This window comes from Ferrovibrio sp., from assembly GCF_025869515.1.
GTDB lineage: Bacteria > Pseudomonadota > Alphaproteobacteria > Ferrovibrionales > Ferrovibrionaceae > Ferrovibrio.
On the sequence record NZ_JAOZVR010000124.1, the window covers coordinates 1 to 24,705 of the forward strand.

Annotated in this window: 25 protein-coding genes and 1 tRNA gene; 16 read left to right on the forward strand and 10 right to left on the reverse strand. The window is 59.6% G+C overall.

What is annotated here, in order from left to right; genetic code table 11:
• Positions 1-82: 82 nt before the first annotated feature.
• Positions 83-448, reverse strand: a complete 366-nt coding sequence (locus OJJ21_RS24000) for a hypothetical protein (protein ID WP_297690486.1) — start codon at positions 446-448, stop codon at positions 83-85.
• Between the two features lie 298 nt (positions 449-746).
• On the opposite strand from OJJ21_RS24000, the gene OJJ21_RS24005 reads away from it, so the two are divergent.
• Positions 747-1,511, forward strand: a complete 765-nt coding sequence (locus tag OJJ21_RS24005) for a hypothetical protein (protein WP_297690487.1) — start codon at positions 747-749, stop codon at positions 1,509-1,511.
• 155 nt (positions 1,512-1,666) lie between these two features.
• Positions 1,667-2,518, forward strand: coding sequence for a hypothetical protein (locus OJJ21_RS24010; protein ID WP_297690488.1), 852 nt, complete (start codon positions 1,667-1,669; stop codon positions 2,516-2,518).
• 133 nt (positions 2,519-2,651) lie between these two features.
• Here OJJ21_RS24010 and OJJ21_RS24015 read toward each other — a convergent pair whose 3' ends face one another.
• A complete protein-coding gene (locus OJJ21_RS24015; RefSeq protein WP_297690489.1) occupies positions 2,652-2,951 on the reverse strand; it encodes a hypothetical protein in 300 nt (99 codons plus the stop codon).
• Positions 2,952-3,394: 443 nt separating this feature from the next.
• Here OJJ21_RS24015 and OJJ21_RS24020 point away from each other — a divergent pair, with 443 nt between their 5' ends.
• Both OJJ21_RS24020 and lepA read left to right on the forward strand, forming a co-directional pair.
• Complete coding sequence (locus tag OJJ21_RS24020) at positions 3,395-3,886, forward strand: PaaI family thioesterase (protein WP_297690490.1); 492 nt, start codon at positions 3,395-3,397, stop codon at positions 3,884-3,886.
• A gap of 24 nt (positions 3,887-3,910) precedes the next feature.
• On the forward strand, positions 3,911-5,716 hold the full coding sequence (gene lepA, locus OJJ21_RS24025; RefSeq protein ID WP_297690491.1) for a translation elongation factor 4: 1,806 nt from the start codon (positions 3,911-3,913) through the stop codon (positions 5,714-5,716).
• Between the two features lie 17 nt (positions 5,717-5,733).
• On the opposite strand, the gene OJJ21_RS24030 is transcribed toward lepA, so the two are convergent.
• On the reverse strand, positions 5,734-6,057 hold the full coding sequence (locus tag OJJ21_RS24030) for a hypothetical protein (RefSeq protein WP_297690492.1): 324 nt from the start codon (positions 6,055-6,057) through the stop codon (positions 5,734-5,736).
• Between the two features lie 123 nt (positions 6,058-6,180).
• On the opposite strand from OJJ21_RS24030, the gene OJJ21_RS24035 reads away from it, so the two are divergent.
• Positions 6,181-6,271, forward strand: a tRNA-Ser gene (locus tag OJJ21_RS24035).
• 312 nt (positions 6,272-6,583) lie between these two features.
• On the opposite strand, the gene OJJ21_RS24040 is transcribed toward OJJ21_RS24035, so the two are convergent.
• The 4 genes from OJJ21_RS24040 to OJJ21_RS24055 are packed head-to-tail and all read right to left on the reverse strand — an operon-like array spanning position 6,584 to position 11,304.
• The gene (locus tag OJJ21_RS24040; protein ID WP_297690493.1) at positions 6,584-7,015 is read right to left on the reverse strand and encodes a hypothetical protein; all 432 of its coding nucleotides are present in this window, start codon (positions 7,013-7,015) and stop codon (positions 6,584-6,586) included.
• An 11-nt stretch (positions 7,016-7,026) separates the two neighbouring features.
• Positions 7,027-8,571 carry an acetolactate synthase large subunit gene (locus tag OJJ21_RS24045; RefSeq protein ID WP_297690494.1) on the reverse strand — a complete coding sequence of 515 codons (1,545 nt, stop codon included), beginning with the start codon at positions 8,569-8,571 and terminating at the stop codon, positions 7,027-7,029.
• A gap of 30 nt (positions 8,572-8,601) precedes the next feature.
• Positions 8,602-9,603, reverse strand: a complete 1,002-nt coding sequence (locus OJJ21_RS24050) for an ABC transporter substrate-binding protein (RefSeq protein WP_297690495.1) — start codon at positions 9,601-9,603, stop codon at positions 8,602-8,604.
• 39 nt (positions 9,604-9,642) lie between these two features.
• On the reverse strand, positions 9,643-11,304 hold the full coding sequence (locus OJJ21_RS24055) for an FAD-dependent monooxygenase (RefSeq protein ID WP_297690496.1): 1,662 nt from the start codon (positions 11,302-11,304) through the stop codon (positions 9,643-9,645).
• 157 nt (positions 11,305-11,461) lie between these two features.
• Between OJJ21_RS24055 and OJJ21_RS24060 the strand changes: the two genes are divergently transcribed.
• Genes OJJ21_RS24060 through OJJ21_RS24085 form a run of 6 tightly spaced genes read left to right on the forward strand, consistent with a single transcriptional unit; the run spans position 11,462 to position 16,319 of the window.
• Complete coding sequence (locus tag OJJ21_RS24060) at positions 11,462-12,049, forward strand: VOC family protein (protein WP_297690497.1); 588 nt, start codon at positions 11,462-11,464, stop codon at positions 12,047-12,049.
• 58 nt (positions 12,050-12,107) lie between these two features.
• Positions 12,108-13,118 carry an ABC transporter substrate-binding protein gene (locus OJJ21_RS24065; protein WP_297690498.1) on the forward strand — a complete coding sequence of 337 codons (1,011 nt, stop codon included), beginning with the start codon at positions 12,108-12,110 and terminating at the stop codon, positions 13,116-13,118.
• On the forward strand, positions 13,115-13,900 hold the full coding sequence (locus OJJ21_RS24070) for an ABC transporter permease (RefSeq protein ID WP_297690499.1): 786 nt from the start codon (positions 13,115-13,117) through the stop codon (positions 13,898-13,900). Before OJJ21_RS24065 ends, OJJ21_RS24070 begins: the two co-directional genes overlap by 4 nt.
• 3 nt (positions 13,901-13,903) lie before the next feature.
• Complete coding sequence (locus tag OJJ21_RS24075) at positions 13,904-14,701, forward strand: ABC transporter ATP-binding protein (protein WP_297690500.1); 798 nt, start codon at positions 13,904-13,906, stop codon at positions 14,699-14,701.
• Positions 14,698-15,453, forward strand: a complete 756-nt coding sequence (locus tag OJJ21_RS24080; RefSeq protein ID WP_297690501.1) for an ABC transporter permease — start codon at positions 14,698-14,700, stop codon at positions 15,451-15,453. Before OJJ21_RS24075 ends, OJJ21_RS24080 begins: the two co-directional genes overlap by 4 nt.
• A gap of 29 nt (positions 15,454-15,482) precedes the next feature.
• Positions 15,483-16,319 (forward strand): fumarylacetoacetate hydrolase family protein, encoded by an 837-nt coding sequence (locus tag OJJ21_RS24085; RefSeq protein WP_297690502.1) that lies wholly within the window; start codon positions 15,483-15,485, stop codon positions 16,317-16,319.
• A gap of 7 nt (positions 16,320-16,326) precedes the next feature.
• Here the strand turns inward: OJJ21_RS24085 and OJJ21_RS24090 are convergent, their stop codons facing one another.
• Positions 16,327-17,058, reverse strand: a complete 732-nt coding sequence (locus OJJ21_RS24090; RefSeq protein WP_297690503.1) for a GntR family transcriptional regulator — start codon at positions 17,056-17,058, stop codon at positions 16,327-16,329.
• A gap of 211 nt (positions 17,059-17,269) precedes the next feature.
• Between OJJ21_RS24090 and OJJ21_RS24095 the strand changes: the two genes are divergently transcribed.
• Positions 17,270-18,262 (forward strand): NAD(P)H-quinone oxidoreductase, encoded by a 993-nt coding sequence (locus OJJ21_RS24095; protein WP_297690510.1) that lies wholly within the window; start codon positions 17,270-17,272, stop codon positions 18,260-18,262.
• Here the strand turns inward: OJJ21_RS24095 and OJJ21_RS24100 are convergent.
• Entirely contained in the window at positions 18,243-19,877 is a 1,635-nt protein-coding gene (locus tag OJJ21_RS24100) for an FAD-dependent oxidoreductase (protein ID WP_297690504.1), read from the reverse strand. The two genes, OJJ21_RS24095 and OJJ21_RS24100, sit on opposite strands and share 20 nt — an antisense overlap.
• A gap of 41 nt (positions 19,878-19,918) precedes the next feature.
• Here OJJ21_RS24100 and OJJ21_RS24105 point away from each other — a divergent pair, with 41 nt between their 5' ends.
• The gene (locus OJJ21_RS24105) at positions 19,919-20,821 is read left to right on the forward strand and encodes an IclR family transcriptional regulator (protein ID WP_297690505.1); all 903 of its coding nucleotides are present in this window, start codon (positions 19,919-19,921) and stop codon (positions 20,819-20,821) included.
• A 6-nt stretch (positions 20,822-20,827) separates the two neighbouring features.
• On the opposite strand, the gene OJJ21_RS24110 is transcribed toward OJJ21_RS24105, so the two are convergent.
• Positions 20,828-21,451 (reverse strand): VOC family protein, encoded by a 624-nt coding sequence (locus OJJ21_RS24110; protein ID WP_297690506.1) that lies wholly within the window; start codon positions 21,449-21,451, stop codon positions 20,828-20,830.
• A 124-nt stretch (positions 21,452-21,575) separates the two neighbouring features.
• Here OJJ21_RS24110 and OJJ21_RS24115 point away from each other — a divergent pair, with 124 nt between their 5' ends.
• From OJJ21_RS24115 to OJJ21_RS24125, 3 genes are all read left to right on the forward strand, one after another.
• Positions 21,576-22,415 carry a fumarylacetoacetate hydrolase family protein gene (locus OJJ21_RS24115; RefSeq protein WP_297690507.1) on the forward strand — a complete coding sequence of 280 codons (840 nt, stop codon included), beginning with the start codon at positions 21,576-21,578 and terminating at the stop codon, positions 22,413-22,415.
• Between the two features lie 8 nt (positions 22,416-22,423).
• The gene (locus OJJ21_RS24120) at positions 22,424-22,843 is read left to right on the forward strand and encodes a nuclear transport factor 2 family protein (RefSeq protein ID WP_297690508.1); all 420 of its coding nucleotides are present in this window, start codon (positions 22,424-22,426) and stop codon (positions 22,841-22,843) included.
• Positions 22,844-22,925: 82 nt separating this feature from the next.
• Complete coding sequence (locus tag OJJ21_RS24125; RefSeq protein ID WP_297690509.1) at positions 22,926-23,972, forward strand: ABC transporter substrate-binding protein; 1,047 nt, start codon at positions 22,926-22,928, stop codon at positions 23,970-23,972.
• The last annotated feature ends 733 nt before the right edge of the window (positions 23,973-24,705 follow it).

Consider the following 24,705-nt stretch of genomic DNA (forward strand, 5'->3'; position numbering starts at 1 on the left):
GTGAGGTTCTCGGGTCAAGCCCGAGAACGACGAATGCGAGACGGCCGGGCCGAGGACATTTCCGGCCCGGCCGTTTTCAGTTTCACGCGCCGGCTTTTTCCGGCAGCGCCCGCGCGCTGCGAATCTCGCTGCGGCGTTCGCGCTTGATATAGGCAACGCGGTCGAGCTGGTCTTCCAGCTTTTCCAGCACCAGCCGTTCCGCCGGCGTCAGCGTGCTGCGGTCGAGATGCTTCAGCAGCACGCCGAGTGCATCGCCGATCTGGCCGATCTGCCGGCCGTAGCTGCCCACCTCGTCCAGCACGCGCTGCTCGACCGTGGGATCGGCCGAATGACCCAGGCTGATATTGATCAGGCCGATCTGGCTGCCGGTCGGATTGAACATCCAGGTCCAGGGCAGATTGACCGGCCCCGATAACGGCATGTGAACCGACGGATAGAAGTTGGACATGGCATCCCCCGCTTGTGATGATGCCGGTATTCTGCGGCAGTCACGGTCGCGGCGCATGGAAAAAGCGGTGCCCGGCAGCCTGGACATACTGAGGTATTCGCTGGTCGCTCTTACTGCCAGGCTCCGCTGGTTTTTGGCGGTTCGTTAATCTTTCCGCCGCCTGCGGCAGTCTGTCCGCCCAGCGATTCCAACCACATAAAAAATATCCCGCCGACGTCACGCCGCCGTCGCTTTTCCCGCCCTATCTATGGGTCACCCAGCCGTCTCCCCAACCCCGGCCGGCCCCATAAAAAAAACCATGCTCACCGATCTGTCCTGGGATGCTTTCGTCCTGCCGGCCGAAGCCCTGCGCTGGCGCACCGATATCGAGCGCGCCAGCGATCTGCCCGTGCGCCTGCTGCAGGATGACGAGATGACCGGTGCCGAAGGTGAGGCCTGGTCGGAACCGGGTCTGCGCGCCGTAGTGCTGGCCGAGGCGGCGCCGTCGCCGGCCAATGCCATGACCATCGTGCACGAACTCGGGCATCTCAAGCTGGAAACCGAGGGCTGGCCGCATTGCTATCTCTGCCATGACGATCCGCGCTGGATCGAGTGGCATTACGCGCTGATCAGCGATCTGGTCTCGCTGGTCGAGCATCAGGCCTTCTTCCCCACCATGCTGCGGATCGGGCTCGATCCCTACGCGGCCTCCGAGGCCGACCTGGCCGATCCGGACGTGCTGGACGAGCTGCGCAATCTGGCGCCGTCGCTGCCGCTGCCCGGGCTGAAGCCGGACTGGGCCATCACCATGCAGCTGCTGCGCACCCTGCTCGAATGCCGGCCCGCGATTGCCGAGGCGATCCTGCGCGATGCCGCCCAGCTCGGACCGGAAGTGCGCATGGCGCGCGACCTGGCGGCGATCATCCTAGCCGCGCCGCTGACGCCGCAGGGTTTCGCCGATGCGATGCGCGCCTGCTGGCAGGCGATGGGCTTCGCGCCGGAAACGCTGTGTGTGGGCGAGGAGGAGGAGACATCAGAGGTTGCTGTTCTGTCGACCGGGTTGGATTCACTGGCGGCGGAGTGAAGTAAAACCTTCTCCCGCAAAGGGAAGAGCCTCGAATCGGCTGCGCCTGCACAACCAAACGATTTTCAAGGTCGACATCAAAAAACATTGACCAATTATTAGTCGCTATATACCACCCCGCCTGTACCATAGACAAAAATCAGGCGGAGGGGAAAATGCGTGCCACTGATGATCTATTGGTGTGGGGGTTGCTTATAGGCGGAATTTTCTTTGGCTTTTCGGTGGCCATGACGCTGTTCACGCCTGACGCCAACCTCAGCAATTGGATTGATTTCGCTGGATCAGCATTGGGAGCTATGGCGACCGTAATTGCTGCATTCGCAGTTATGCACATACAAATTAGACGTCAAATTTCTGCCGATACTCAGAAGGTAGAAATTGAGGCTCATCGTGAAGCCAACCGCTTAGCCTCTGAACTTCAAAGAAGAGAGCAAGAATTGAGCGCGGCTCGCGCCGTATTTGTGTCTGATCTCAGCCGCCTTATGGAATATTTAAGAGCTAGCTCGCGAGTCATCGTTGCGATGACAAAATCGTTGGCGGCGGACGGCAAGAAAGGGGCGCTAGTTATGCCTGCCTATCCACTAGATGCCCTTTTACGTTGCGAGCGGCTTGTCACTTTAGCGAACACACCATCGGCGGAGCTTGTAGCCGAAGTTATGACTCTGCTCCAGCTGCAAGCGGCAAGAGTCAGCTCTGAGGTTGAGCGATATAATGGCGACGATCTTGGAGGATGGCGTGGTCAACAGAGATTGGACCATCTAGAGTCAGGGTTGATGAGCACTATTGAGCTATATGTAAAATCGGCAAACCTATTCGAGTATGCCCGTCGTGAAGTACGTGAGGCTCTTCCCATTGCCTTAACCGAAGAAAACTTTGGAAATGCACTGAGTAATTTAGGTTTAATGTTGGTGTTTGATATGCAGGATTTAGTTAAATCTGTGAAAGACAAGATGTTGCCGAAGAAGCTGCAGAGTAGCGACGATGAGGTAAAACACGCTACAGCGTAGCTTCATTTTCTCTCAAATGGCGGAGAGGGGCAGGCCTGCGCAGTTCAAGGATGAACGCAAATCGAAACGGCCGGAGCATTGCTGCCCGGCCGTCGATCGTGCGCCGTTTGCGAGACGGGTGTTTGGAAAATCGTCAGCCGTTGAATTCGGTCATCTCGATCTGATCGAGGCCGGCATCGGCCAGCTTGCGCTGCAGGCCGATCAGCTTGCGGCTGGCCAGCCGCCATTCGTCGGCGACGCGCTCACGTTTGCGCAGCATCGCTTCATAGTCGTTCATATCCTGCGGCCGGATGGTGATGCGGGTGAGATGCGCGTTCATGGCGCGGAATTCGCTGTCGCAGACATCGCGTTCCTGGCGCAGGTCGCTTTCCTGCTGCTGCGCCAGATGCAACTGGCTCTGCAGAGTCATGAGAGCGATATGGGTCTGGGTCATGTTCGGCCTCCGCTATGATCTGTCGTGTTGGCGCCAAGGCTAGGCCGGATCGCGGCTGCCGTGGTGTGATGGCTGCGCTATCAGGCAGTGACGCAGGCGTGACGGTCTCCCCTCCGGCTGTGACTGGAAGGGGACAGGCGGCTGCCTTAGGCCTGGGCCCGGTCACAGGCTGGACTTTCCGGTCAATTGTTCCTATTATGTTCTCATAGGCCGGCGCATCCGTCAAGCCGGAAAGTGTTAACGCGGACCCGAACGAACTGAAACGAACCGAAACGAAGCCAAACGAGCTGAAACGAACCGGAACGAACACCAGTGAAGCGAAACGAACACAGACGAACCGCAACGAAACGGACTCAGCCGCGCCGATGGTCCGGGATTCCGGGGCAGGGCGGGACTGCGGCCTGCGTTGCCCCACCGGGTCGCGGATGCTACAACCCCCGCCCATGAGCGCTTCCCCCAGAATCGACGCCGCAGAGCCGCAAACGGCCGCCGGCAACATCCCGGCCGGCATGAAGAAAATCACCTTCATGGGCTTCATGGCGCTGACCGGTCCGCTCTGGGGCCGGCTCGACGAAGCCGATGGCCTGCCGGTGATGGGGTTCCGGGTCGAGGACCGTCATTGCAATCCCATGCAGGTCTGCCACGGCGGCATGCTGATGACCTTTGCCGACATGCTGCTGGGCTTCACCGTCGGCGTCGCCGAAGGCGGTCGCAAATTCATGCCCACGGTCAATCTCGCCGGCGACTATGTCGGCCCGGCGCCGCTGGGCAGCTGGGTCGAGGGCAAGGGAAGGCTGATCCGCCAGACCCGCAATCTCGGCTTCGCCGAAAGCCTGATCACCGCCGATGGCGTGCCCTGCCTGCGCGCCAGCGGCATCATGAAGATTCCCGCGAAGGACAGCCGCGAAGGCGACATCCTGAGCCTGTTCCGCTAATCGCGAAAGCTGAGTGCTGACACCGTGGCGACCGATCCTTCCCTGATCCGCAATTTCTCGATCATTGCCCATATCGATCATGGCAAGTCGACGCTGGCCGACCGCCTGATCGAGGCCTGCGGCGGCCTCGAAAAGCGCGAGATGAGCGAGCAGATTCTCGACAGCATGGATATCGAGAAGGAGCGCGGCATCACCATCAAGGCGCAGACCGTGCGCCTGAACTACCATGCGAAAGACGGCAAGGATTATGTCCTGAATCTCATGGACACGCCCGGCCATGTCGACTTCGCCTATGAAGTCAGCCGCTCGCTCGCCGCCTGCGAGGGTTCGCTGCTGGTGGTCGATGCGAGCCAGGGCGTGGAAGCGCAGACGCTCGCCAACGTGTATCACGCGCTGGATGCCAAGCACGAGATCGTGCCGGTGCTGAACAAGATCGACCTGCCCGCCGCCGAGCCCGATCGCGTCAAGCAGCAGATCGAGGATGTCATCGGCCTGGATGCCTCCGATGCCGTGCCGATCTCGGCCAAGACCGGCATCGGCATCGATCTGGTGCTGGAAGCGCTGGTCAACCGCCTGCCGGCGCCCAAGGGCGACCGCGATGCGCCGCTGAAGGCGCTGCTGGTCGATAGCTGGTACGACGCCTATCTCGGCGTCGTCGTGCTGTTCCGCGTCGTCGACGGCGTGCTGAAGAAGGGCATGAAGATCAAGTTCATGTCGTCCGGCGCCGTGCACCCGGTCGAGCGCGTCGGCGTCACCACGCCGAAGAAGGTCATGGTCGACGAACTCGGCCCCGGCGAGATGGGTTTCTTCACCGCCGCGATCAAGGAAGTGGCCGATACATCCGTCGGTGACACCATCACCGAGGATAAGCGCCAGGCGGCCGAAGCGTTACCGGGCTTCAAGCCCTCCGTGCCGGTGGTGTTCTGCGGACTTTACCCCATTGACGCAGGCGCCTTCCCCGAACTGCGCGAAAGCCTGGGCAAGCTGCGGCTCAACGACGCCAGCTTCCATTTCGAGATGGAAAGCTCGGCGGCACTGGGCTTCGGTTTCCGTTGCGGCTTCCTCGGCCTGCTGCATCTGGAAATCATCCAGGAGCGGCTGGAACGCGAATTCAACCTCGACCTGATCACCACCGCGCCGAGCGTGATCTATCATGTCTACAAGATCGACGGCTCGATGGACGAGGTGCATAACCCCGCCGACATGCCCGATCCGATGCTGATCGACCATATCGATGAACCGTGGATCAAGGCCACCGTCATGGTGCCCGACGAATATCTCGGCGCGATTCTGAAGCTGTGCGAAGACAAGCGCGGCCGCCAAGTCGAGCTGACCTATGCCGGCAACCGCGCCATGGTGGTCTATCGCCTGCCGCTCAACGAAGTGGTGTTCGATTTCTACGACCGTCTGAAGTCGATCAGCCGCGGCTATGCCAGCTTCGATTACCATATGGACGGCTACGAGGCCGGCAACCTGGTGAAGATGACCATTCTGGTGAACAACGAGAATGTCGATGCGCTGGCCAGCATCGTCTATGCCGGCCGCGCCGAGACGCGTGGTCGCCAGCTCTGCGAGCGGCTCAAGGAGCTGATTCCGCGCCAGATGTTCAAGATCGCCATCCAGGCCGCCATCGGCGGGCGCATCGTGGCGCGCGAGGATATCTCGGCTCTGCGCAAGGACGTGCTGGCGAAATGCTACGGCGGCGACATCAGCCGCAAGCGCAAGCTGCTGGAGAAGCAGAAAGAGGGCAAGAAGCGCATGCGCAATGTCGGCAATGTGGAAATCCCGCAGGAAGCCTTCATCGCCGCGCTCAAGATTTCCGACAACTGAGCCGTTAAGACAGCGCCCTAGGACAGGGCCCCGAACCGCTGGCGCCGTTTCGGCTCGCGCTTGCGGAAAAGCACCAGCAGCAGGATGCCGAGCCCGCCGAGCACGGCCACGGCCGGCCAGCGCAGCACGGTGGCCAGGCCCGGATCCCACAGCACCGGCGGCAGGTAGTCGTGGCCGATGGTCAGCAGCAGGCTGTGGGTCGGCGGATCGAGCCGGGCCCAGAAATCGCCCAGCGCGATGAAGCCCATCATGCCGGTTTCGAGCCAGCGCAGGCCGTCGCCGCCCAGTGCGAGCAGCGCCAGTGCGATCAGCAGCCAGCCCAGAATGCGTCCCAGCAGCACGGCTTTCCCCCTTGGCCCCAAGGCGACGATACCTTGACGAATCCACCTGTGCGGTCAGCATGTTAAGCTGAAGGCTGGGCCGATTGCAAATTCGCTGCCGGCGGGTATAGTGCCGCCCGCGCTGGAGGGATGGCCGAGCGGTCGAAGGCGCACGCCTGGAAAGTGTGTATACCTCAAAAGGGTATCGTGGGTTCGAATCCCACTCCCTCCGCCACCTAGTCAGCCCTTGGAGAACGGGTTCTCCGCAGGACGCTAAATGATCAAACATTCCGCGCGCTTTGCGTAAGTTTTCCCCCGGAGATCGACGCTTCGGGGCGTCATTTCGGCCGCCTGTCGCTGGCTGAATGGCCAGCTTTTGAGTGAGGATCAGGCGACCGTGAAGCCGAACATGCGCCGCTGGTCGGCCCAATTCGGCGGAATGGTCCGCATCCTTGAGCATCAGGGTCTGTAGCTGGCAGCCTTCAAGGATGGCTTCGGTGATGTCCGGCGCCAGGTAAGCCATCCTGATGATGGCCGACACGTAGCCTCAGGTAAGGCCATCGGCCGTGGCAATCTCATTCAGCGATCTGACCTTATCAGCATGGAGCTGCCTGGCCCAGGCATGCGCGCGGGCCAGCGTCTTGATAAGTGCTGGATCGCGCCGAGGCTTCTCATTGCCGATCTGCCCACCATTGATGATCAGCTTGGTCTCGCTGCCGATCCTGCGGAAGCTGGCTTTGAAGGTCATGGAGTAAATCTGTTCCTTCGAGCCCCGGGGCCGGCTGGTATCGCTCAGGCCGCAGGCGACGGCTAGGCTAGCCTTGTCGATCTGGAGCGTTAATTCCTCCTGGCCGATGATGACTTTGTGGACGATGCGCTTAAGTGCATCTGCGGCCACCTGAGGCGATCCAGTCAATGTCTCGCGAGCTTTAAGGGTGTGGCCACAGACCGATAGGCTGAAATGATAAAGCTCAAGCATTGCCTCGTGCCTCATAGCAGGACTTCGATGAGCTTGGGGCCATCGGATGCCACGGCGTGATCCAAAGCGAGATTGAGCTCGTCCAGCGATCCGACCTGGCGCGCCGGGACGCCGAAGGATCGCGCCAGGCCGGCGATGTCGATGGCCGGGCGGTCGAGCTCCAGCATGTCAAGGGCGCGTCGGCCGGGATTGCCGGCGCCAACCATGGCGAGTTCGCCTTTCAGGATGTTGTAGCTGCGGTTGGCAAAGACGATCGTCGTGACGTCGAGATTTTCGCGTGCCTGGGTCCACAGGCTCTGCGGCGTGTAGAGAAAACTGCCATCGCCCTCGAGGCAGAACACCTTGCGATCAGGCGCCGCCACGGCAGCACCGGTGCCGACGGGCGTTCCAAAACCGATCGAGCCACCGAGATTGCCGAGCCAGCTGTGCGGCGCGGCGCCAGCCGTGGCGGCATAGAAGCCCCGGCCGGTGGTGATCGCCTCGTCGACCACAATGGCATTGTCGGGCAGGGCGGCCGCCAGAGCCCGGCCGATGCCATCCGGGCTCAGCGGCCCGCGCGGTGGCGATGGCCGGTCAGGCGCCTGCAGCTGGACGCTCCGCTGGTCGGCCTGCAGCAGATCGGCAAGCCGCAGCAGGGCATCCGTGACATTCCCGCCCGGTTGTGCAAGCGGCTGGATGTGGCAGTCGTCTGGCTGCAGTTCGCTCGGACTGTTCGGATAGCCGAAGAACGATACCGGCGGAGGAGCGCCGATCAAAACGATGCTGCGATAGGGCGCCAGCGCCTGTAGTGCCTGGGCCACCGGATAGGGCAGGCGTGGCACCGCAACCCGGCCCGCACCCCGTGGCAGATGGCGGACATATGTGGTTGTCATCAGTTTGGCGTCGCAGACTGCGGCAATGGCGGCGGCGGTGACCAGATTCGATTCGGTCAGCGCATCGCCCCCCAGGAGCAGCAGCGGCGCCTCTCTGCGCCGGAGCAGGGCCGCCACGTCGCGCACGACGGCTTCGTCAACCTGCGACGGGACAGCCGGTGCCGGCAGATGGGCCATGCCATCGGCGTCCGTCCATGCGGTATCGGCCGGCAGAATCAGGGTTGCAATCTGCCCTGGTGTAGAACGGGCTGCGGCAACCGCCTCGGCGCCATCGCGCGCAACCGTGGACGCGGCACGGCTGGTCCGCACCCAATGCGACATCGGGCGAGCGACGCCTTCGATGTCTGATGTCAGCGGCGCATCGAACTTCAGATGAAAGCTGGCATGTTCGCCAACGATGTTGACAATGGGTGATGCGGCCCGCTTGGCATTGTGAAGATTGGCCAGGCCGTTGGCGAGGCCGGGGCCCAGGTGCAGCAGGGTCGCCGCAGGTCGACCGGCAATACGGGCATAGCCGTCGGCAGCGCCGGTCACGACCCCTTCAAACAGTCCCAATACGCAGCGCATGCCGGCAACCCGGTCAAGCGCGGCCACAAAATGCATCTCCGACGTTCCGGGATTGGCAAAACAGGTATCGACACCGCAGGCAAGCAGCGTGCGGACCAGACTCTCGGCACCATTCATGATTTTCCGCCTTGATTTGTCGCACCGGCACTATCGGTTGCGCCGCACGAATGCGTTGTCGATGTAGGGTGTCCAGTCCGCCACTCGTTCATTGGGTTCCAGAGACCCGCCGACCAGTCCGAATTCCTGGGCCTTTTCGATTGCGGCGACATCTGTCCGGGTGGTCAGCGGCACGGCCGTGCGCACGACATTGAACGCATCGCGCAGCAGAGCCGGATCCATCTGGGGGAGTTTGCGGCGCAACACCTCATAGGCGCCATCGGGGTTGGCATGGATGTAGTCGAGCGCATCCTGCAGTCCCCCCACGACATTCTCGCAGGCGAGCCTGCGCTCCACACAGGTCGTCGGATTGGCAATGGTGATCATGTAAGGAAACGGCGAAAGCTGCGGCGTGTCGCCGCGAACGCCCGAGATCCAGGTTACGCCATCGGCGTCACGTTCGGCCTGCAGGCTCCATGGCTGACCGAAAATGAAGCCGTCGACCCGCCTGGCGGCCAGCGATGGCACCAGGTTGCCAGGCTGGATTGGTGATACGACCAGATCGGTTTCGGCATTAAGGCCGAACTGTCCGGCCAGATAGCGCAGGAAGCTATGGGAGTAGCCGTTGATCGAGTCAACCCCGAAGGAGACGCCCTTGAGAGCACGGACACGCGCTTCCAGTGGCGCCTCCAATGCCACGTTCAGACGGGCGACGACATCTTTGCGCAGCACAATTTCTAGCAGGAACTGGTCGATCGTCGTGGCGATGATTGATAGCTTCTGACCGCGGGCAATCAGGCGCAAAGTGGATCCGGGGCCAATGGTGGTGAAGTCAGCACTGCCAGCCAGCACCGCATTGGTGGATCCGGCCCCCGAAATAATCGGCGACTTCACATCCAGTCCGCGTCGCGTCCAGAAGCCCTGATCCGCGGCCACATAATTGGGCAGGAACACCAGACTGGTTGTCGGCAGGGCCAGCGTGACCTGCTGGGCCACGGCCGACGGCTGCCCCCAGGCCATGGCCAGCATGAAGCCCACGATCAGATATTTCATGGCGTCCCTCGTGTGAGATGTCATTGCTGATCGGTGCATCTAGGCCACGCGGCTGGCGGCGTGCGCGAGCGCACCCCGTACGGTGCCGATGATGTCCGCTGGGTTTCGCGGCAGCATATCGCTGCGCCAGGCGATGTGGCCATCCGGCCGGACCAGAACGAGACGGGTGCCATACAGTGCAGCCGCCGCGGCATGCTCAATGGTCTCCACCCGCAGCGGCAGTCCGGCCAGCTGGGCAGCTTGGATCAGAGGTGCCGGATCTGGAGCGTCTGTCCCGAACCGCAGGAGGGTAAATCCATGTCCGAAATGATCGAGGATCGACTGGCCGGACCGCAGCCAGACATGCGGCGCCCGCGAGCCGGGCCGTGCCACTGGCACATAGTGCTGCGGATCGTCGGGCGGCGCCGGAGTGCCATCAGGAATGCACAGTGGCGAGTCCTCATAGCGATATCCCAGATGGATACCGATGGCGGCAAAATGCTTCCGCTGCTTCTTGAGCTTTTCGGCAAGTGCAGCCCGCAGCTCCGCCCCCTGCGGCGTATCCTCCTCGATGGCGGGCGATACCACCGCACTTGAATGAAGGGCGGAGCGGTTGTCGGTTGCCTCCAGCGCGTTGCGCCAGGCCACAGGCCGGCGCTCGATGTCGTAGCTGTCTAGGATGGCCTCGCTACCCCATCCCTCAATGACTGCGGCGAGCTTCCAGCCGATGTCAACGCCATCGCCGATACCGGTATTCATGCCAAAGCCACCAGTGGGAGACACCAGGTGCGCTGAGTCTCCGGCGAGAAAAACGCGCCCCTCGCGGTAGCGGTCGGCCACGAGCTGACGCGGTACCCAGGGTTGGATACTGATGATCTCGAAATCGACATCTGCGCCGATCGCGCGGCGGACGGCTGCGGCGGCATCAAAGTCGGTAGGGTCCTCATCTTCGAGGATGTGACGCTGCATGGTGTAGTATTGTCGCCCGTCAATGGCGATGAAGACTCCTGTGCAGTCGGGAGCAAGCGTCCAGTACAGGATGCAGCTTCCCTTGCCGGCCCGTTTCAAAAGATCGGGGGCCCGGATATACACTCCCACATTCTGACCAAGGCTGCTCTTGCCGATCATCGGTATGTTGAGTGCCTGCCGGAGCGTGCTGCGTGCGCCATCGCAGGCCACGACGTAGCGAGCGCGGACGCTGTCCTGATGACCGGAGCGTGTGTCGACCACTGAAAGCGTGACGCCGTCCTGATCCTGCGAAGCGGCTTCGCAGCGGGTGTTGAACCGCGTGGCGACGGATGGAAGCCCCTCTAGATGCCGGCGCAGAACCGGTTCAATAAAATTCTGACCTACCGCCGTCTTGAAATAGGGCGAATGCGCAATCTCGGGATACTGGGCGAGCAGGGTATCGTCGGCATTGCGCGCCTGATCGATGGAAGGGAAGGAGAAGCGCAGGATTTCATGCCCGGCGAGCCGCGTGGTGAAGACGATGTCGGTCGGATAGTCGATCGGCAGCCCTGCGGCGATCACGTCCTCGGCAATTCCCCAGCGGCGGAAATGCTCCATGCTGCGCGGACTGACGACATTGGCGCGCGGATGATTGTTGGTGCCGTCATTCTGTTCGAGCAGCAGGCATGGCACCTGCCGCAAACCCAGCTCCGCGGCGACTGTCATGCCGACGGGGCCGCCCCCCACGATGACCACCGGAAATTCCCGTTCCACAGAACCCTCCCTTAAAATGCATGCATCTTATAGAAGAAAGAGCCGGAGAGCTGCAAGCAGTCTCTTGCTAAATCAAAATTTTACTGCTTATAAGCTAGCAACGTCATCGACTCCACGCTAATAATGCATGCAATATGACATGATAAGGGAGGGAAACATGGTCGGGAGTGAGCAGGTGGGAGACACCAGCAAAACGGTACGCTGGCCCAGCGCCCGGATCACCCATATCGGCTTGAACGTGTCGGATCTGGCGCGTTCGATCGCCTTCTACACCCAGGCTTTGGGCATGAAGGTCATGAAGAGTGCCGAAGGCCGTTTCGCCACCATCTCCTTTGGCTATCAGCATCACGACATCGCACTGATACCGGCCGCGAGGGACAGCAGCCCTGGGGCGCCCATGGCTGTGGGCATGAATCACTTCGCCATTGAAGTGCGCGATTACGAGGATTTCGTCCGCCACTACGGCCGGCTGACCGATGCGGGCGTTGCTGTCGAGCGGGTCATCGACCATCGCACCGGCATGGGCATTTATTTCAAGGATCCGGATGGCAACAGTGTCGAAGTCTGGTGCGAAAACCTGCCGTCCATGCCCGAGGCGATCCGGTTCGGCACGACCATGAGCGAAGAATTCGAGGAAAATCATATCGGGTATCCTGTCGATCGCGATCAGCTCTATCACGACTACAGGACCATGATGGCAGGCCGGCACATCGGCAGTGGCAGAGGAGGCGATATCCTCGAATAGACGTCGAGCGCCAAGAGACCCTGGTCTACAAAAAGAATAACGGGAGGAAATAAATTAAATGAAACGCCTGCAATGCGGCGCAGCTGCCGTATTCCTCGTCTCATGCCTTGCATCTGCGGCTGCGCCGTCAGCGCGCGCCGATGATGCAACGCTCGCCCTGCCAGCTTCGAGTCTGTTATTCGCCCCGGCCTATATTGCCGAGGAAAAGGGGTTCTGGCGTGACCACGGCCTGAACCTCAAGACCCTTGTCATTGCAGGACCGGCTGCCACCAATGCGGTGCTGGCCGGCAGCGCCGAATTCACCATGAGTGGGCCGGGTCCCATGCTGCGTGCCGTAATCGCCGGGCAGAAGCTGATTGCCATCGGCAACACTGCTGATCGGCTCATGTTGGAAGTGGTGCTACGGCAGGATATCGCCGAAGGGCTGCGGGCGGCGACCGGTGGAGATGAAAGGACGCGCGCCAGGGCGTTGAAGGGATTGAAGCTTGGCGTCGATTCGATCAATGGTTTCGCCCATACCTACCTGCGCTACATCGCTGGCAGATACGCCATCAATCCCGAAACAGATTTCACCGTCAGTCCGATGCAGCCCCCCGCCATGGTGCCGGCGCTGAAGACGAAGGCGGTCGACGGATTTGTCTTCTCCCAGCCCTGGACCCTGATGGCGGAGGCGGAGCTTGGCGCCGTGACCTGGGTTTCCTCTCCAGCCGGCGATCTGCCGGAAATGCAGCCCTATGCCTACAACATGCTGATCACCAGATCGGATTTCTGTCCGAACAAACCGGATCTGTGCCGGAAGATGATGGCCGGCGTGAACATGGCGCTAGCTTTCATTCATGATCAGCCGGCCGAGACGCTGACAATCCTGAAAAGGCGCTTCCCGACCCTGCAGGATGATCTGGTCGCGCAGGCTTTCCTGATGCTCAAACCTACACTGCCGCGCACGGCGCAAATCAATGAGGCGGGCCTGAAGAATGCCCAGGATTTCAGCGTGATCGGCGGCCTCATCGATGCCAAGAATCGCATCGTCGACCTTAAATCCCTCTACACAAACGATTATGTGAAATGACGCGTTGGCAAAGCATTATCGACAAAGCTCTGGTCATCGCCGCAGTTCTGGCGCTCTGGCAGTGGGGCAGCATGACTGCAGGCGCCTATTGGGTTCCGGCGCCCTGGCCGGTCGTGTTGGCATTGTGGGACATGATGCGCACGGGCGAGATCTTCCGGCATGCCGGCTATACGCTGCAGGCCTCGCTATGGGGGTTCCTTTTGGGCGGCATACCCGGCATGGCGCTACCATTCGTGCTGCGGCGGCTGCCGCGTCTGGAGGCGATCCTCGATCCCTTCCTGGTAGGAGGCTACGGCCTGCCGAAGCTTGCGCTCGCGCCACTATTCATTCTGTGGTTTGGCATTGGCATTGAGTCAAAGATCGCGCTGGTCACCAGTGTCGTTTTCTTTCTGGTCTATTTCAATACTGCGGCCGGCGTGCGTGCCATCGACCCACGTCTCTTGCTGATGTCCCGAGTCATTGGTGCCGGTGAGCTGCGTATCGCAACGCAGGTCATCTGGCCAAGTGCCGTGCCGTTCATCTTCGCCGGCTTCCGCGTGTCAACGCCCTATGCAATTGGCGGCGCCGTCATTGCGGAACTGATCTCGTCAAACCGTGGTCTTGGCTACCTGGTTCAGCTCGGCGCGATGAATTTCAAGACCTCACAGGTATTTGCGGCCATCCTGGCCATCACGCTGATCGTAATCGGAGCCAATGCGGTCGTGAACGGCATTGAACGTCGACTGCTGCGCTGGCGTCCATCCAGCAAGACTGCGGGCACGACCGCATCAGGAGGAATGTAAAGAATGTCTGAAGTGTCTCTTCTGGAAGTTGCCGGACTCGGCAAGCGGTTCCCTTCGCGTGATGGACGGTCCGACGCACGCTGGGTCATTCAAAATCTGTCATTCTCAGTCCGCGATGGCGAATTCGTCACCGTGATTGGACCGTCGGGTTCCGGTAAATCGACGCTGCTCAATATGATTGCCCAGACCGATGCACCATCTGCAGGCACGATCAGTTTTAAGGGCGCACCGGTTTCCAATGGCGACGGGGCAGGACTGAGGCCTGGTCTCGATTGTCAGATCGGATATGTGTTTCAGGATGATACGCTGCTGCCATGGCGGACCACCATCGACAATGTTCTGTTTCCTCTGGAGGCGCAGGGGCGTCTTGACGCCCACGGTCGGGAGCGGGCCGCGGCCTTGATGGATGCCGTGGGTCTGACCGGCTTCGAGCGCTACTACCCGCATGAACTGTCCGGCGGCATGCGCAAACGCGCTGCACTCATCCGCACGCTGGTCTATGACCCGCCGATTATTCTGATGGATGAGCCCTTCGGTGCCTTGGATGCGCAGACAAGAGTCCAGCTTCAGGAGGACCTTCTGCGTCTGTGGGAGGCGGGTCGGAAAACCATCATATTCATTACGCATGATATTGCCGAAGCGATTGCGCTCGGTGATCGTGCGCTGGTTCTGTCGCGCGCCCCCACGCATATCATCGGCGAACATCACATTGATATTCCACGTCCCCGGAACCTGAGGGACATCTATGCCGCGCCACAGTTCGCCAGCCTGTACGAAGCCATAAGGGCCCAGGTGCAATGATTGTCACCGGCCGCATACTGCTTGCGATCGCCCTCGTCCTGCTCTGGCAATGGGGCTATGAGTCATCGGGTGAACTGTTCTTCGCATCGCCGATATCGGTTCTTCGCCGGATCTATGACGTTGCGCGGGATGGTAGCCTGTGGGTCCACGCTGCATCGACGATATGGATTTCATGTTTTGGGTTTCTAATCGGATTTGTTGCCGGCGTTATTCTTCCATTCATTCTGTACCAATCAGAGCGGGCGACCAGAGCCATAGAGCCGGCAGTCATGGCCTCTATGGGAATTCCAAAATTTGCACTGGCGCCGCTGCTGATTCTCTGGTTCGGAATTGGTGACGCACCGAAGGTCGTCATCGTGGCTTTCATGGTTTTCTACATGATTTTCATTTCGACTTTCAGCGGCCTGCGTGGTGTAGACCGCCGGCTGGTTGTCATGGCGCAGATTGTCGGGGCCCGCCACCTCAAAGTGGCACGCGATGTGCTGTGGAAATCGCTGCAGCCCTATCTCTTCGCAGGCCTTAAAGTCGCCCTACCTCGTGCCATCAGTGCAACGATTGTCGGTGAATTTTTAGTAGCCGATCGCGGCTTGGGTTACATGATCGAACATTCGCGTCAAATGGGTGATACAACCGGTGTCTTCGCTGGCATTGTCATTGTGACTGCGGTCGTTCTGGGCCTCAATTGGTTGCTTGAGCGTCTGCAGGGCTGGGCGCTCGCCTGGAAGCCTGCAGAGGCCGGTCCGGCGCACTAACGCACTCCACTCTAAAACTGGATTTCAGCATGAAGCTCTGTTCATTCCGTGCAGCGGGACGTGATCGGTACGGCATCGTCGTTGATCATGGTATCGTTGATGCAACCCGCCACATTTCAGCGTCGAGCCTGCGGCAGGCGTTCTCCGATTTTCGCGCTCTCGAGGCGATAACCAATAGGGAAGCCGATTTTGCGCTTGAAGCAGTCGAGTTTCTTCCGGTCATACCTGACGCTGGAAAAATCTTCTCGGTACTCTTGAACTACGAAAGCCTGCGGCTTGAACAGGGGCGCCCCAAGCTGCAGTATCCGCATCTGCTCACCAGGTTTCCTGATACGCAGATAGGACACGGCGGTGCACTGCAAAAACCACGGGCGTCGGCAGAGTTTGATTACGAGGGAGAGCTCGCTGTCGTCATTGGCAGGTCGGGACGCGATATATCCGCGGCGGAGGCAACGGACTATATCGCCGGCTACACCTGCTGCAATGACGCCACACCCCGCGACTGGATGCGGCACAGCCGGCATTTTACGCTTGCAAAAAGCTTCCCGAAAACAGGCGCTTTCGGACCGTGGCTGGTCACCCGAGATGCAATGCCTGACCTTGGAGATTGCAGACTTACGACACTGCTGAATGGTCAGGTGATGCAGAACGCGGTGCTTGGTGACTTTACCTACCCGATATCGGAACTGATTTCCTACATATCCCGGGCAACGCCGTTGTCCGAAGGTGACATCATCTGCACGGGAACACCGGCGGGCTGTGGCTACAAACGATCACCGCCCTGTTTCTTGAAGGCAGAGGACACTGTATCAGTGTCCATCACCGGGATCGGCACCCTTACAAATTCAGTCGTTGACGAGAATTGATGCCCAGTCAGCTGCTTTCAGCAACGAGACGCAACATCGGGGCGGTCGGTTGTACTGTAGAGAGCCGCTCGAGAACTCTCCGAAGCCCCTCGCGACCCTGGTACACATGCTCGCGCATCAGCATTTCCGCACGATCCGGCTGTTGATGTCGAATGGCATCAAAAACCAAGTCATGCATTCTGACGTTCTGCTCAACAGTGGCTCTCAGGCGGGGAAGATTCGATGGCGTGGCCGCAAAATTGCGCGCGGCAGCGAATGGAATCAGATCAAACTGGCGAACCATGCGGATCAGGCTCTGGTTCGCAGAGCTACTCACGATGACATCGTGGAAAGCCCCATTCAGATCCTTCCAACTTTCCGCCTCTCCTGGACCGAATTCGGCGGATTTGAAAAGGTCGTACGTGGCAGCGAGGTTGCGCTCAAGGAATGTGATTTTTTCATCCGGCAGGCCTGCCGCCGCCACGATTCCACAGGCCAGAGCTTCGAGCCGGCCGCGGACATCCACGGCATCGAGGATCTCTTTGATCGAGAATGCCCTGACCATGAAGCCGCGCTGCGGCGCGTAGACCAGCAGCCCTTCCTGGGCGAGCGTCTGAAGCGCCAGACGTACCGGTGTGCGCGAAACATTCAGGCTGCGGGCCAGCGGGATTTCCATCAGGCGGCTGCCCACCGGAAATTCGCCGCGCATGATCATCTCCCGCAGCTGAAGCAGAACCGATTCAATTTGTGTGGCGGTCATGGCGGTCCTCGTGGCTCCTGGCGGCGGGTCACGCCAGACAATCGCAATGCATGCAGAAAATCCTCAGCGGGACCGGTCTAGCGCAGCAATGGCGGATTTTCAAGAAAGGAAATTGCCTGCCTGCCCGAGACCCACCTTCATTGCATGCAGGTGGGGTAAGTAGCCCATAGAAAGGTCAAATGTGAACTCAGCTTTCAGATCTACCGCCGCAATTCCTGACCGGGCGCGCGTCATCGCCATATCCAGATTCGGTGGACCGGAGGTCCTTGTACCTGAATATCGGGATGTTCCCGTGCCGGGCATGAGCGAAGTGCTGGTGCAGGTCGCTGCTGCCGGTGTCAATCGTCCCGATCTTCGCCAACGCAGCGGCCATTACCCGCCGCCGCCCGGTGTCACGGATATTCCGGGTCTCGAGATCAGCGGGACGATTGTGGCGCTGGGTGCAGACGTCGGCGAATGGTCGGTTGGCGACAGAGTCTGTGCGCTGGTTGCTGGCGGCGGCTATGCTGAATTCTGCGTGGTACCGTCAGGTCAGTGTCTGCCAGTCCCAGAGCAGTTCAGCCATATAGAGGCGGCGGCACTGCCGGAGACATTCTTTACCGTCTGGCACAACCTTTTCGAGCGCGCAGCACTGAAGGCCGGTGAAACAGTACTGATTCATGGCGGTGCTAGCGGTATCGGCACCACGGCGATTCAGCTGGCCCGGGCATTTGGAGCAGACGTTTTTGTTACGGCCGGGACCGATGAGAAATGTGAATCTTGCCTCGTGTTGGGTGCACGCGAAGCTTTCAATTACAGGACCGGAGATTTTGTCGCCCAGGTAGCCCAGGCGACATCGGGGCGTGGCGTAGACGTCATTCTGGATATGGTGGCCGGCCCGTATGTGGCACGCAATCTGACCTGCCTTGCAATTGGCGGCCGCCTTTCGATCATTGCCCTGCAAGGTGGGCGCAGCGCCGAAATCGATCTTGAGACGCTGATGCGGCGACGCATGACCATCACTGCTTCAACATTGAGGCCGCAGCCGGTCCTCGATAAGGCGCGGATTGCTGCGAGCCTGCGGTCTCAAGTCTGGCCGCTGCTGGAGCAAGGCAGAATCAAGCCGGTCGTACACGCCATCTTCCCGTTCGATCAGGCCGCTGCCGCCCATGCCGAACTCGAGCGTGGTGAACATGTTGGCAAAGTCATGCTGTCTGTCGAGTGACGGCCGCTCCGGCCGCGCCGCGTAGTGTCTCGACGACATGGTCTGGTTCTGCCGGCACATGATTCGAGCGCCAGCCAACGTGACCATCCGGTCGTACCAGGACGAGGTTGGCATCGTAGGCCTGCCGAACCGACGGTAGATCGAGTGTCTGGACTGTGAGGGGTACGCTTGCGGCGGAAAAGGCCGCTTCGAGGAGATCGGTTGCCGGCGGGGTCGAGCCCAGGCGCAGCAGGACGAAGTCACGCCCGAAGAGGTCAAGTGTCGATCTGGTGTCATCAAGCCAGACGTGCGGCGCACGTGCGCCAGGGCGGGCCGTCTGGACGTAGCGCGTCACATCGTCGGGCGGAAATGGCGTTCCATCGCTCACACAAATGGGGGAGCCGTCATATCGATAGCCTATATGGATGTTGATGGCGTTCCATTCCCGCGACATGGCTTCGGAAACGCGTTGTCCAACGGCACTGCGCAGCGACGCTCCGGCAGGGCTCTCATCCAAAAGGCCCGGCAGGTCGCGGATGGCTGTCATTCGCGCCAGATTGTTGCTGGCCTCGGCAACATTGCGCTGTGCGATCGGCCGCCGTTCCTCGTCATAGGAGGCAAGCAGATTCGATCCGCCCCATCCGGCAAGACGGGCGGCGAGCTTCCAGCCGAGGTCCACTGCCTCGCCAATGCCCGTATTCATGCCAAAGCCTCCCGTAGGGGACATCTGGTGCGCCGAATCACCGCAGAGAATAACCCGGCCATCAACATAGCGTTCGGCGACCAGCTCGCGGCGCTGCCAGTGCACGGCGGAAACATCAGATACTGTGATGCGCCGGCCAAAGGCACGGGTGATGACTGAGTCGATGTAATCCGCACCTACGCCTCGGGAGGATGGCCCTTCGATCACCTGCAGCCGCCACTGGTCACGCCCGTTAATGGCGACCATTGTGGCCCACAGGCCTTTGTTATCAATGAGTACAAATCGATAAAGGGGGCGCTTACCCGAAAGCCTGATAACGTCAGGATGGCGAAGGAGAATATTGACGCTGTTGGTCAGTACATTCTCCCCCCGCATTTCGATGTCGAGGTCGCGGCGGACAATGCTGCCCGCTCCGTCGCAGCCGACCAGATATTGGCAGGCAATGGTCTGGCGTGAGCCGGACCTTGTATCCTCAACCTCTGCCAGCACCCGGTCAGCGTCTTGACGAAATGCGATGAGGCGACAGTGGTGATGAACGGTGGCGGAGCTGTATGAGCGGACGGCCTGAAGCAGGACTGGATCGAAGTAGTTTTGTGGGCAGCGCTCGCGCTTCTGAGGGCTAAATGCCGGCCGCTGCTCATCGCGCATTGCGGGACGAACTTCGCGTCCCATTTCAAAGCCGGTCACCGAAGTCACATAAACGATATCCTGCGGGACATCGCGGGGATAACCGGCATTTTCAATTGCCTCGGCAATTCCCCAGCGCCGACAGAACTCCATGGTTCGGACACTCACTAGGTCCATGCGTGGCTGCAGCAGAGATCCGTCACCCTGATCGATCACGGTGCAGGGAATGCCGCGCCAAGACAGATCGAGTGCAAGCGCCAAACCGACGGGCCCCGCCCCCACCACCAGTACCGGAATGTCAGCCATTGATCACCTTGTATTGCATAATAAGAAAGACATTGCACAATATGGAATACAAATTTCATAACGATTGTCAATCACGCTCGAACCCTGCGAGAATTCAAATTGCGAAAATGAATCAGAGGGAAGGGGGCCGTGTGGCAGAACTGGGGAAGACCCGCAAGAAGACTGACGGCTCAAAGGCGAAGGGAATCAAATCTGCCGGCGTGGGCGCAGCCGTGCTAACAGCACTGTCGGCAAGCCGGACGCCGCTTCATCTGCGTGATGTCGCGCGCGCCGCAGGGATGGCATCGAGCAACGCCTACCGCTATCTCGTCAGCTTTTCACAGGCTGGCTTCGTCCGACAGAATGATGATGGACGATATGATCTCGGGCCTGCCGCCATTGAACTGGGGCTGGCTGCGTTGTCACGCATTGATGGCCTTACAATTGCGGATCGTTCGCTAACTGACCTCACGGAATCGACTGGCCTGGACGGCCATGTCAGCGTTTTCGGAACAGCAGGATCCACTGTCGTCCGCTGGCACGGACGACCAAAGGAAATTGCCCTTCGTGTAAATGAGGGCACCATCCTACCGTTGCTGACTTCCGCCACGGGGCGTCTGTTCGCAGTGCATATGCCGCAATCTCGCGTCGAGCCGCTCCTGGCCGAAGAACTCGATCGCCTTTCAGCAGAGCGGCAGCTGCGGCCTAAGCAGCTGCGCGAACAGTTTGAGCAAGAACGCGCAACCATTCTGAAAACGGGAATTTCCATAGCGTCTCAGGAGCGGCGACGCGGAATTGATGCTATTGCCGCGCCAATTCTGGATCGCAGCCGTCATATTGCCTTCAGTATTACCTTGATTGGCATGTCGGGCTCCTTCGACATGTCGTTGGAGGGAGTCCCAGCACACCATCTCCGAGCTGCGTGCCAAGCAGCCTCACGTCTGCTTGGCTACAAAGCTGACTGAATTCGGTCAGTCGATGCGGACAAGCTGTGCCAAGGGTATACCTGAACGGAAGCGGCTCACGTAATCGGCCACGTCGATCTCGATCCCGGATGGATTGTTTCGGTAGGTCTCGCTCTTGAAATAGCCGAGATAGTCCGCTTCGGTGGTAAAATTGGACGCGGACAGTTCTACCGAATTTCCGTCAGGATCCATATAATAGAAGCTCGTACCAGGACCATGATTCGCGGTTCTGACCGGCTTTATGTCGATCGCTAGAAGCCTTTCATATCGGGTGACGAGCTCAGCCATGCTTGGGTGCCGGAACTGCATGTGATGCAGCCCCGGTTCCCCCGGAGCCTGGCGTGTCAGACTCGGGACCTCAAACAGCGCCAGGACCTGAGTGTACGGAAAATCCATGTGCAGGCGCATGAAGCTCAGACGCATGTCGCTCGCCCTTACATACTGCCCTCCCGCATAGGTCGATACAGCACTCTTTGGCGGCGTGCGTTCATAGAACGGCTTGATGCCAAAGACTGTCTGGTACCATTGGCGGAGTGTGTCGAACTGTGAGGTCTTGAGAACAATCTCACTGATGCGCAATGGCGCCAGATCCCGATTCAGCAGCGTAGGATCGTCATTCATTTCCGACATGTATGCTCTCCGGTTAAAGCCCGTACTCGAGCCGGAACGTAGCTAAAAACGATTGCCACTATAATTCATATTGCGTAATGTGCAATGTATTACGTATAGAGTAATACAGAGCGGGGAAATGAGCATGAAAGTGGTGAGTTTTCTGCGGGAAGGCGTTCCCGGTTATGGCGTGGTAAAGGGCAACGGTATTGTGGATGCTGGCTGCCGACTCAATTCGCGCTGGCCAGATCTAAGGGCAATTCTGGTGTCAGGCGCGCTGGCCGAACTGCAGGGGATGCAGGATGCGGCGCCTGATTTCGCCGTCTCGGCTGTGCGGCTGCTGCCGCCAATACCGAATCCGGACAAGATTCTCTGCGTCGGCCTTAATTATCGATCGCACGTGGCCGAGACCGGTCGAGATCTACCCGCACAGCCGAGCATTTTCGCCCGCCTTGCCAACACACTGGTCCCGCACGGCGAGGCGATTATAAAGCCGCGCGTATCGGATCATCTGGATTACGAAGGCGAGTTGGCAGTCATTATCGGGAAGAGCGGCCGATATATCTCGACCGCTGACGCCATGAGCTATGTTTTCGGGTATAGCTGCTTCAACGATGGTAGTCTGCGCGACTTCCAGAAGCACTCCGTGACGGCCGGCAAGAACTTCTACCATACGGGCGGATTTGGCCCGTGGATCGTCACTTCAGATGAGATTGGAGATCCAGCTAGTCTGGATCTGGTGACGCGGCTTAATGGTTCTGAAGTCCAGCGGTCCAACACCAGCATGATGATCTATTCTCTGCCCGATATTATTAGCTACATATCACAGTTTACGCCACTTACGCCTGGCGATGTGATCGCCACGGGTACGCCGGAAGGCGTCGGAGCACGCCGTACGCCACCGTTGTGGATGAACAAGGGCGATGTAGTCGAGGTCGAGATTTCCGGCATCGGCGTTTTGAGCAATCCCATAATCGCCGAATGAGGTCCACAATGTCGCCTGAGAATGCCATGCACGCCGAGTGGGAGTGCGTAAAAGTCCTAACCCATTTCTTTAACAGCCTCGACGATCGGCGATTTGCAGATCTCGCGTCCTGCATGACCGAAACCGGAGTGTGGGTCAGGCAGGGTAAACCTCTGGAGGGCCGCTCAGCCATTCTGTCGGCGCTTGCAGAGCGTTCGTCCACGGTGTCGACGAGGCATCTGATCAGCAATCCGGAGGTGAAGTTCAGAGACGAGGTGGCGGAGGTTGCCGCAGTTGTCACGATCTTCCACCACGATGATGGAAATGGGACGCAGCCGGCACCCATCGCGCCGCCAAGAGCCATTCTCCGCTTCACGGCCGTCATGACATCTTCGGGCGCCAATTGGCAGATCCGCCAGCTGAAGTCGGATCGTCTATTCGGGCATTGATGCATGCATTTTATGCTTGTGCTTAGATTTTTTCGCATTTATCGTTAAAAAAATGAGAAAATGCATGCATAAAAGGGAGCGAATGATGCAGGACATCCAGTGCAAGGAAATGCGCAAGACCTCGTGGCAAGCTCGAACCTGCCCGCTGGTACTCACAGCGCTGCTGGCCTGGGGTGCGCCTGTGGTTCCTGCATCTGCCGCCGATCAGGAAACGGCGACCATGGCGCTGCCCGTCCTCAGTCTCACCTTTTCCGCATCCTATGTAGCTGAGGACTTTGGCCTCTGGGCCAAGGAAGGCCTCAACGTGAAGGTGGTCAATATCGCCGGCATCGGGGCTCTGAATTCGGTCATAGCGGGCAGCTCGGAATTTGCCAACACGACTGCGGGCTCCTTTACCAGAGCCGCGGCTCGAGGGCAGAAAATGCTCGCGCTGGCGAATACTCTGGACAGGCCAATGATGGAAGTCGTGCTTCGCAAGGATGCGGGTGCGCTCGATCCGTCCGCCCCGATCGAAGTGCGCGCCAAGTCGCTACGTGGGAAGACCATTGCTGTCGACTCGATTAACTCAATCACCCATGGCTACCTCCGCATTGTGGCCATGAAGGCGAACCTGGACCCGGAAAAGGACATCATTGTTACGCCGATGCAGCCGCCGAACATGATGGCGGCCATGAAGTCGAAAACCATCGACGGATTTGCAATGTCACAGCCGTGGACGCTTTCGGTCGTACTTGATGGGACGGCTTCGGTCGTCGCGAGCAGTCCGAGAGGCGATCTGCCAGAGCTGGTTCCTTTCGCCTACAATCTAATTGTCACGCGGCCAGAGACTTGCGAAAAGCGTCGCAGTCTTTGCGAAAAGATGGGCAAGGGTCTGGCTGCGGCCGCCAAGATGATCCATGAAAGGCCGGATGAAGTCATTTCAAAATTGCAGAAGCGGTTCGAGAAGCTTGATCACGAAACGCTGGCCGCTGCGTTTAAGTTAATTCAGGCCGCTACGCCCAAGATACCTGCGATAACCAAAGTCGGCCTGGCAAATGCTGAACACTATAATGTTCTGTCAGGTTTAATTCCGGCGCAGGAGATGGTAACCAATCTTGACGAGCTCTTTACGACTGAGTTTGTTCGCTGAATGGAGCCTTGGCGCCGCTCGGTGCGGGCCGAGCGGCGAGCACCTTATTTCGCTAGCCCAGCATTCATCGGACGTACTTGAGGTCTTTCTCCTCCTGTCCGGCCATAAACATCGAATCAGGGCTGCTCGCCTCGACTTGATCAGGTCGAAATTGGGTGAGGTCTGCGAATTGCTGGAGTTTACCGCCAATACGAAGACTGGCGGCGAGAACTGACGTAAAAGGCCTTTCCCTGATAATTCCCTGATGACACCAACCGAACATGAGCCGCTTTGTGCGTTAACCTATTGATCTGGCGTGTGAACCCGGCGTTGCAATGCGGAAAAATCATCAAAAAAAGCCAAAATTCCCAGTATTTGGGCGCAGAATAGAGAATTCGGGGCAGAGAACAGCTAGCTTCTGACTGCCACCTCCGCCAGCCAAGCAATCGCCACAGCGCGGTGTCCGACACCCGGAAACGATCCGGCGGTGCGTCCGGATATGACCCTGCCGACCGGCGGCCCGAATCATTCTCCAGCTTTTGCGTGAGAGTCAGGCGCCGCAGCGGGACCTGCGCCGCTGACCGGTGCATGTCTGCCCTACCAGGACGGCGCCACGCATGGCATTCCGTATTGCGGAATGGCGGCAGGTTGCGCGAGCCGCTGTCGTCGCTTCCATTGTAGAACCTGAGCAAGGATGCCGTCGCAAGAGGGAAACAGGAAACGCCCAGGGGGGAATGAGGCCAGCCCATGCAAT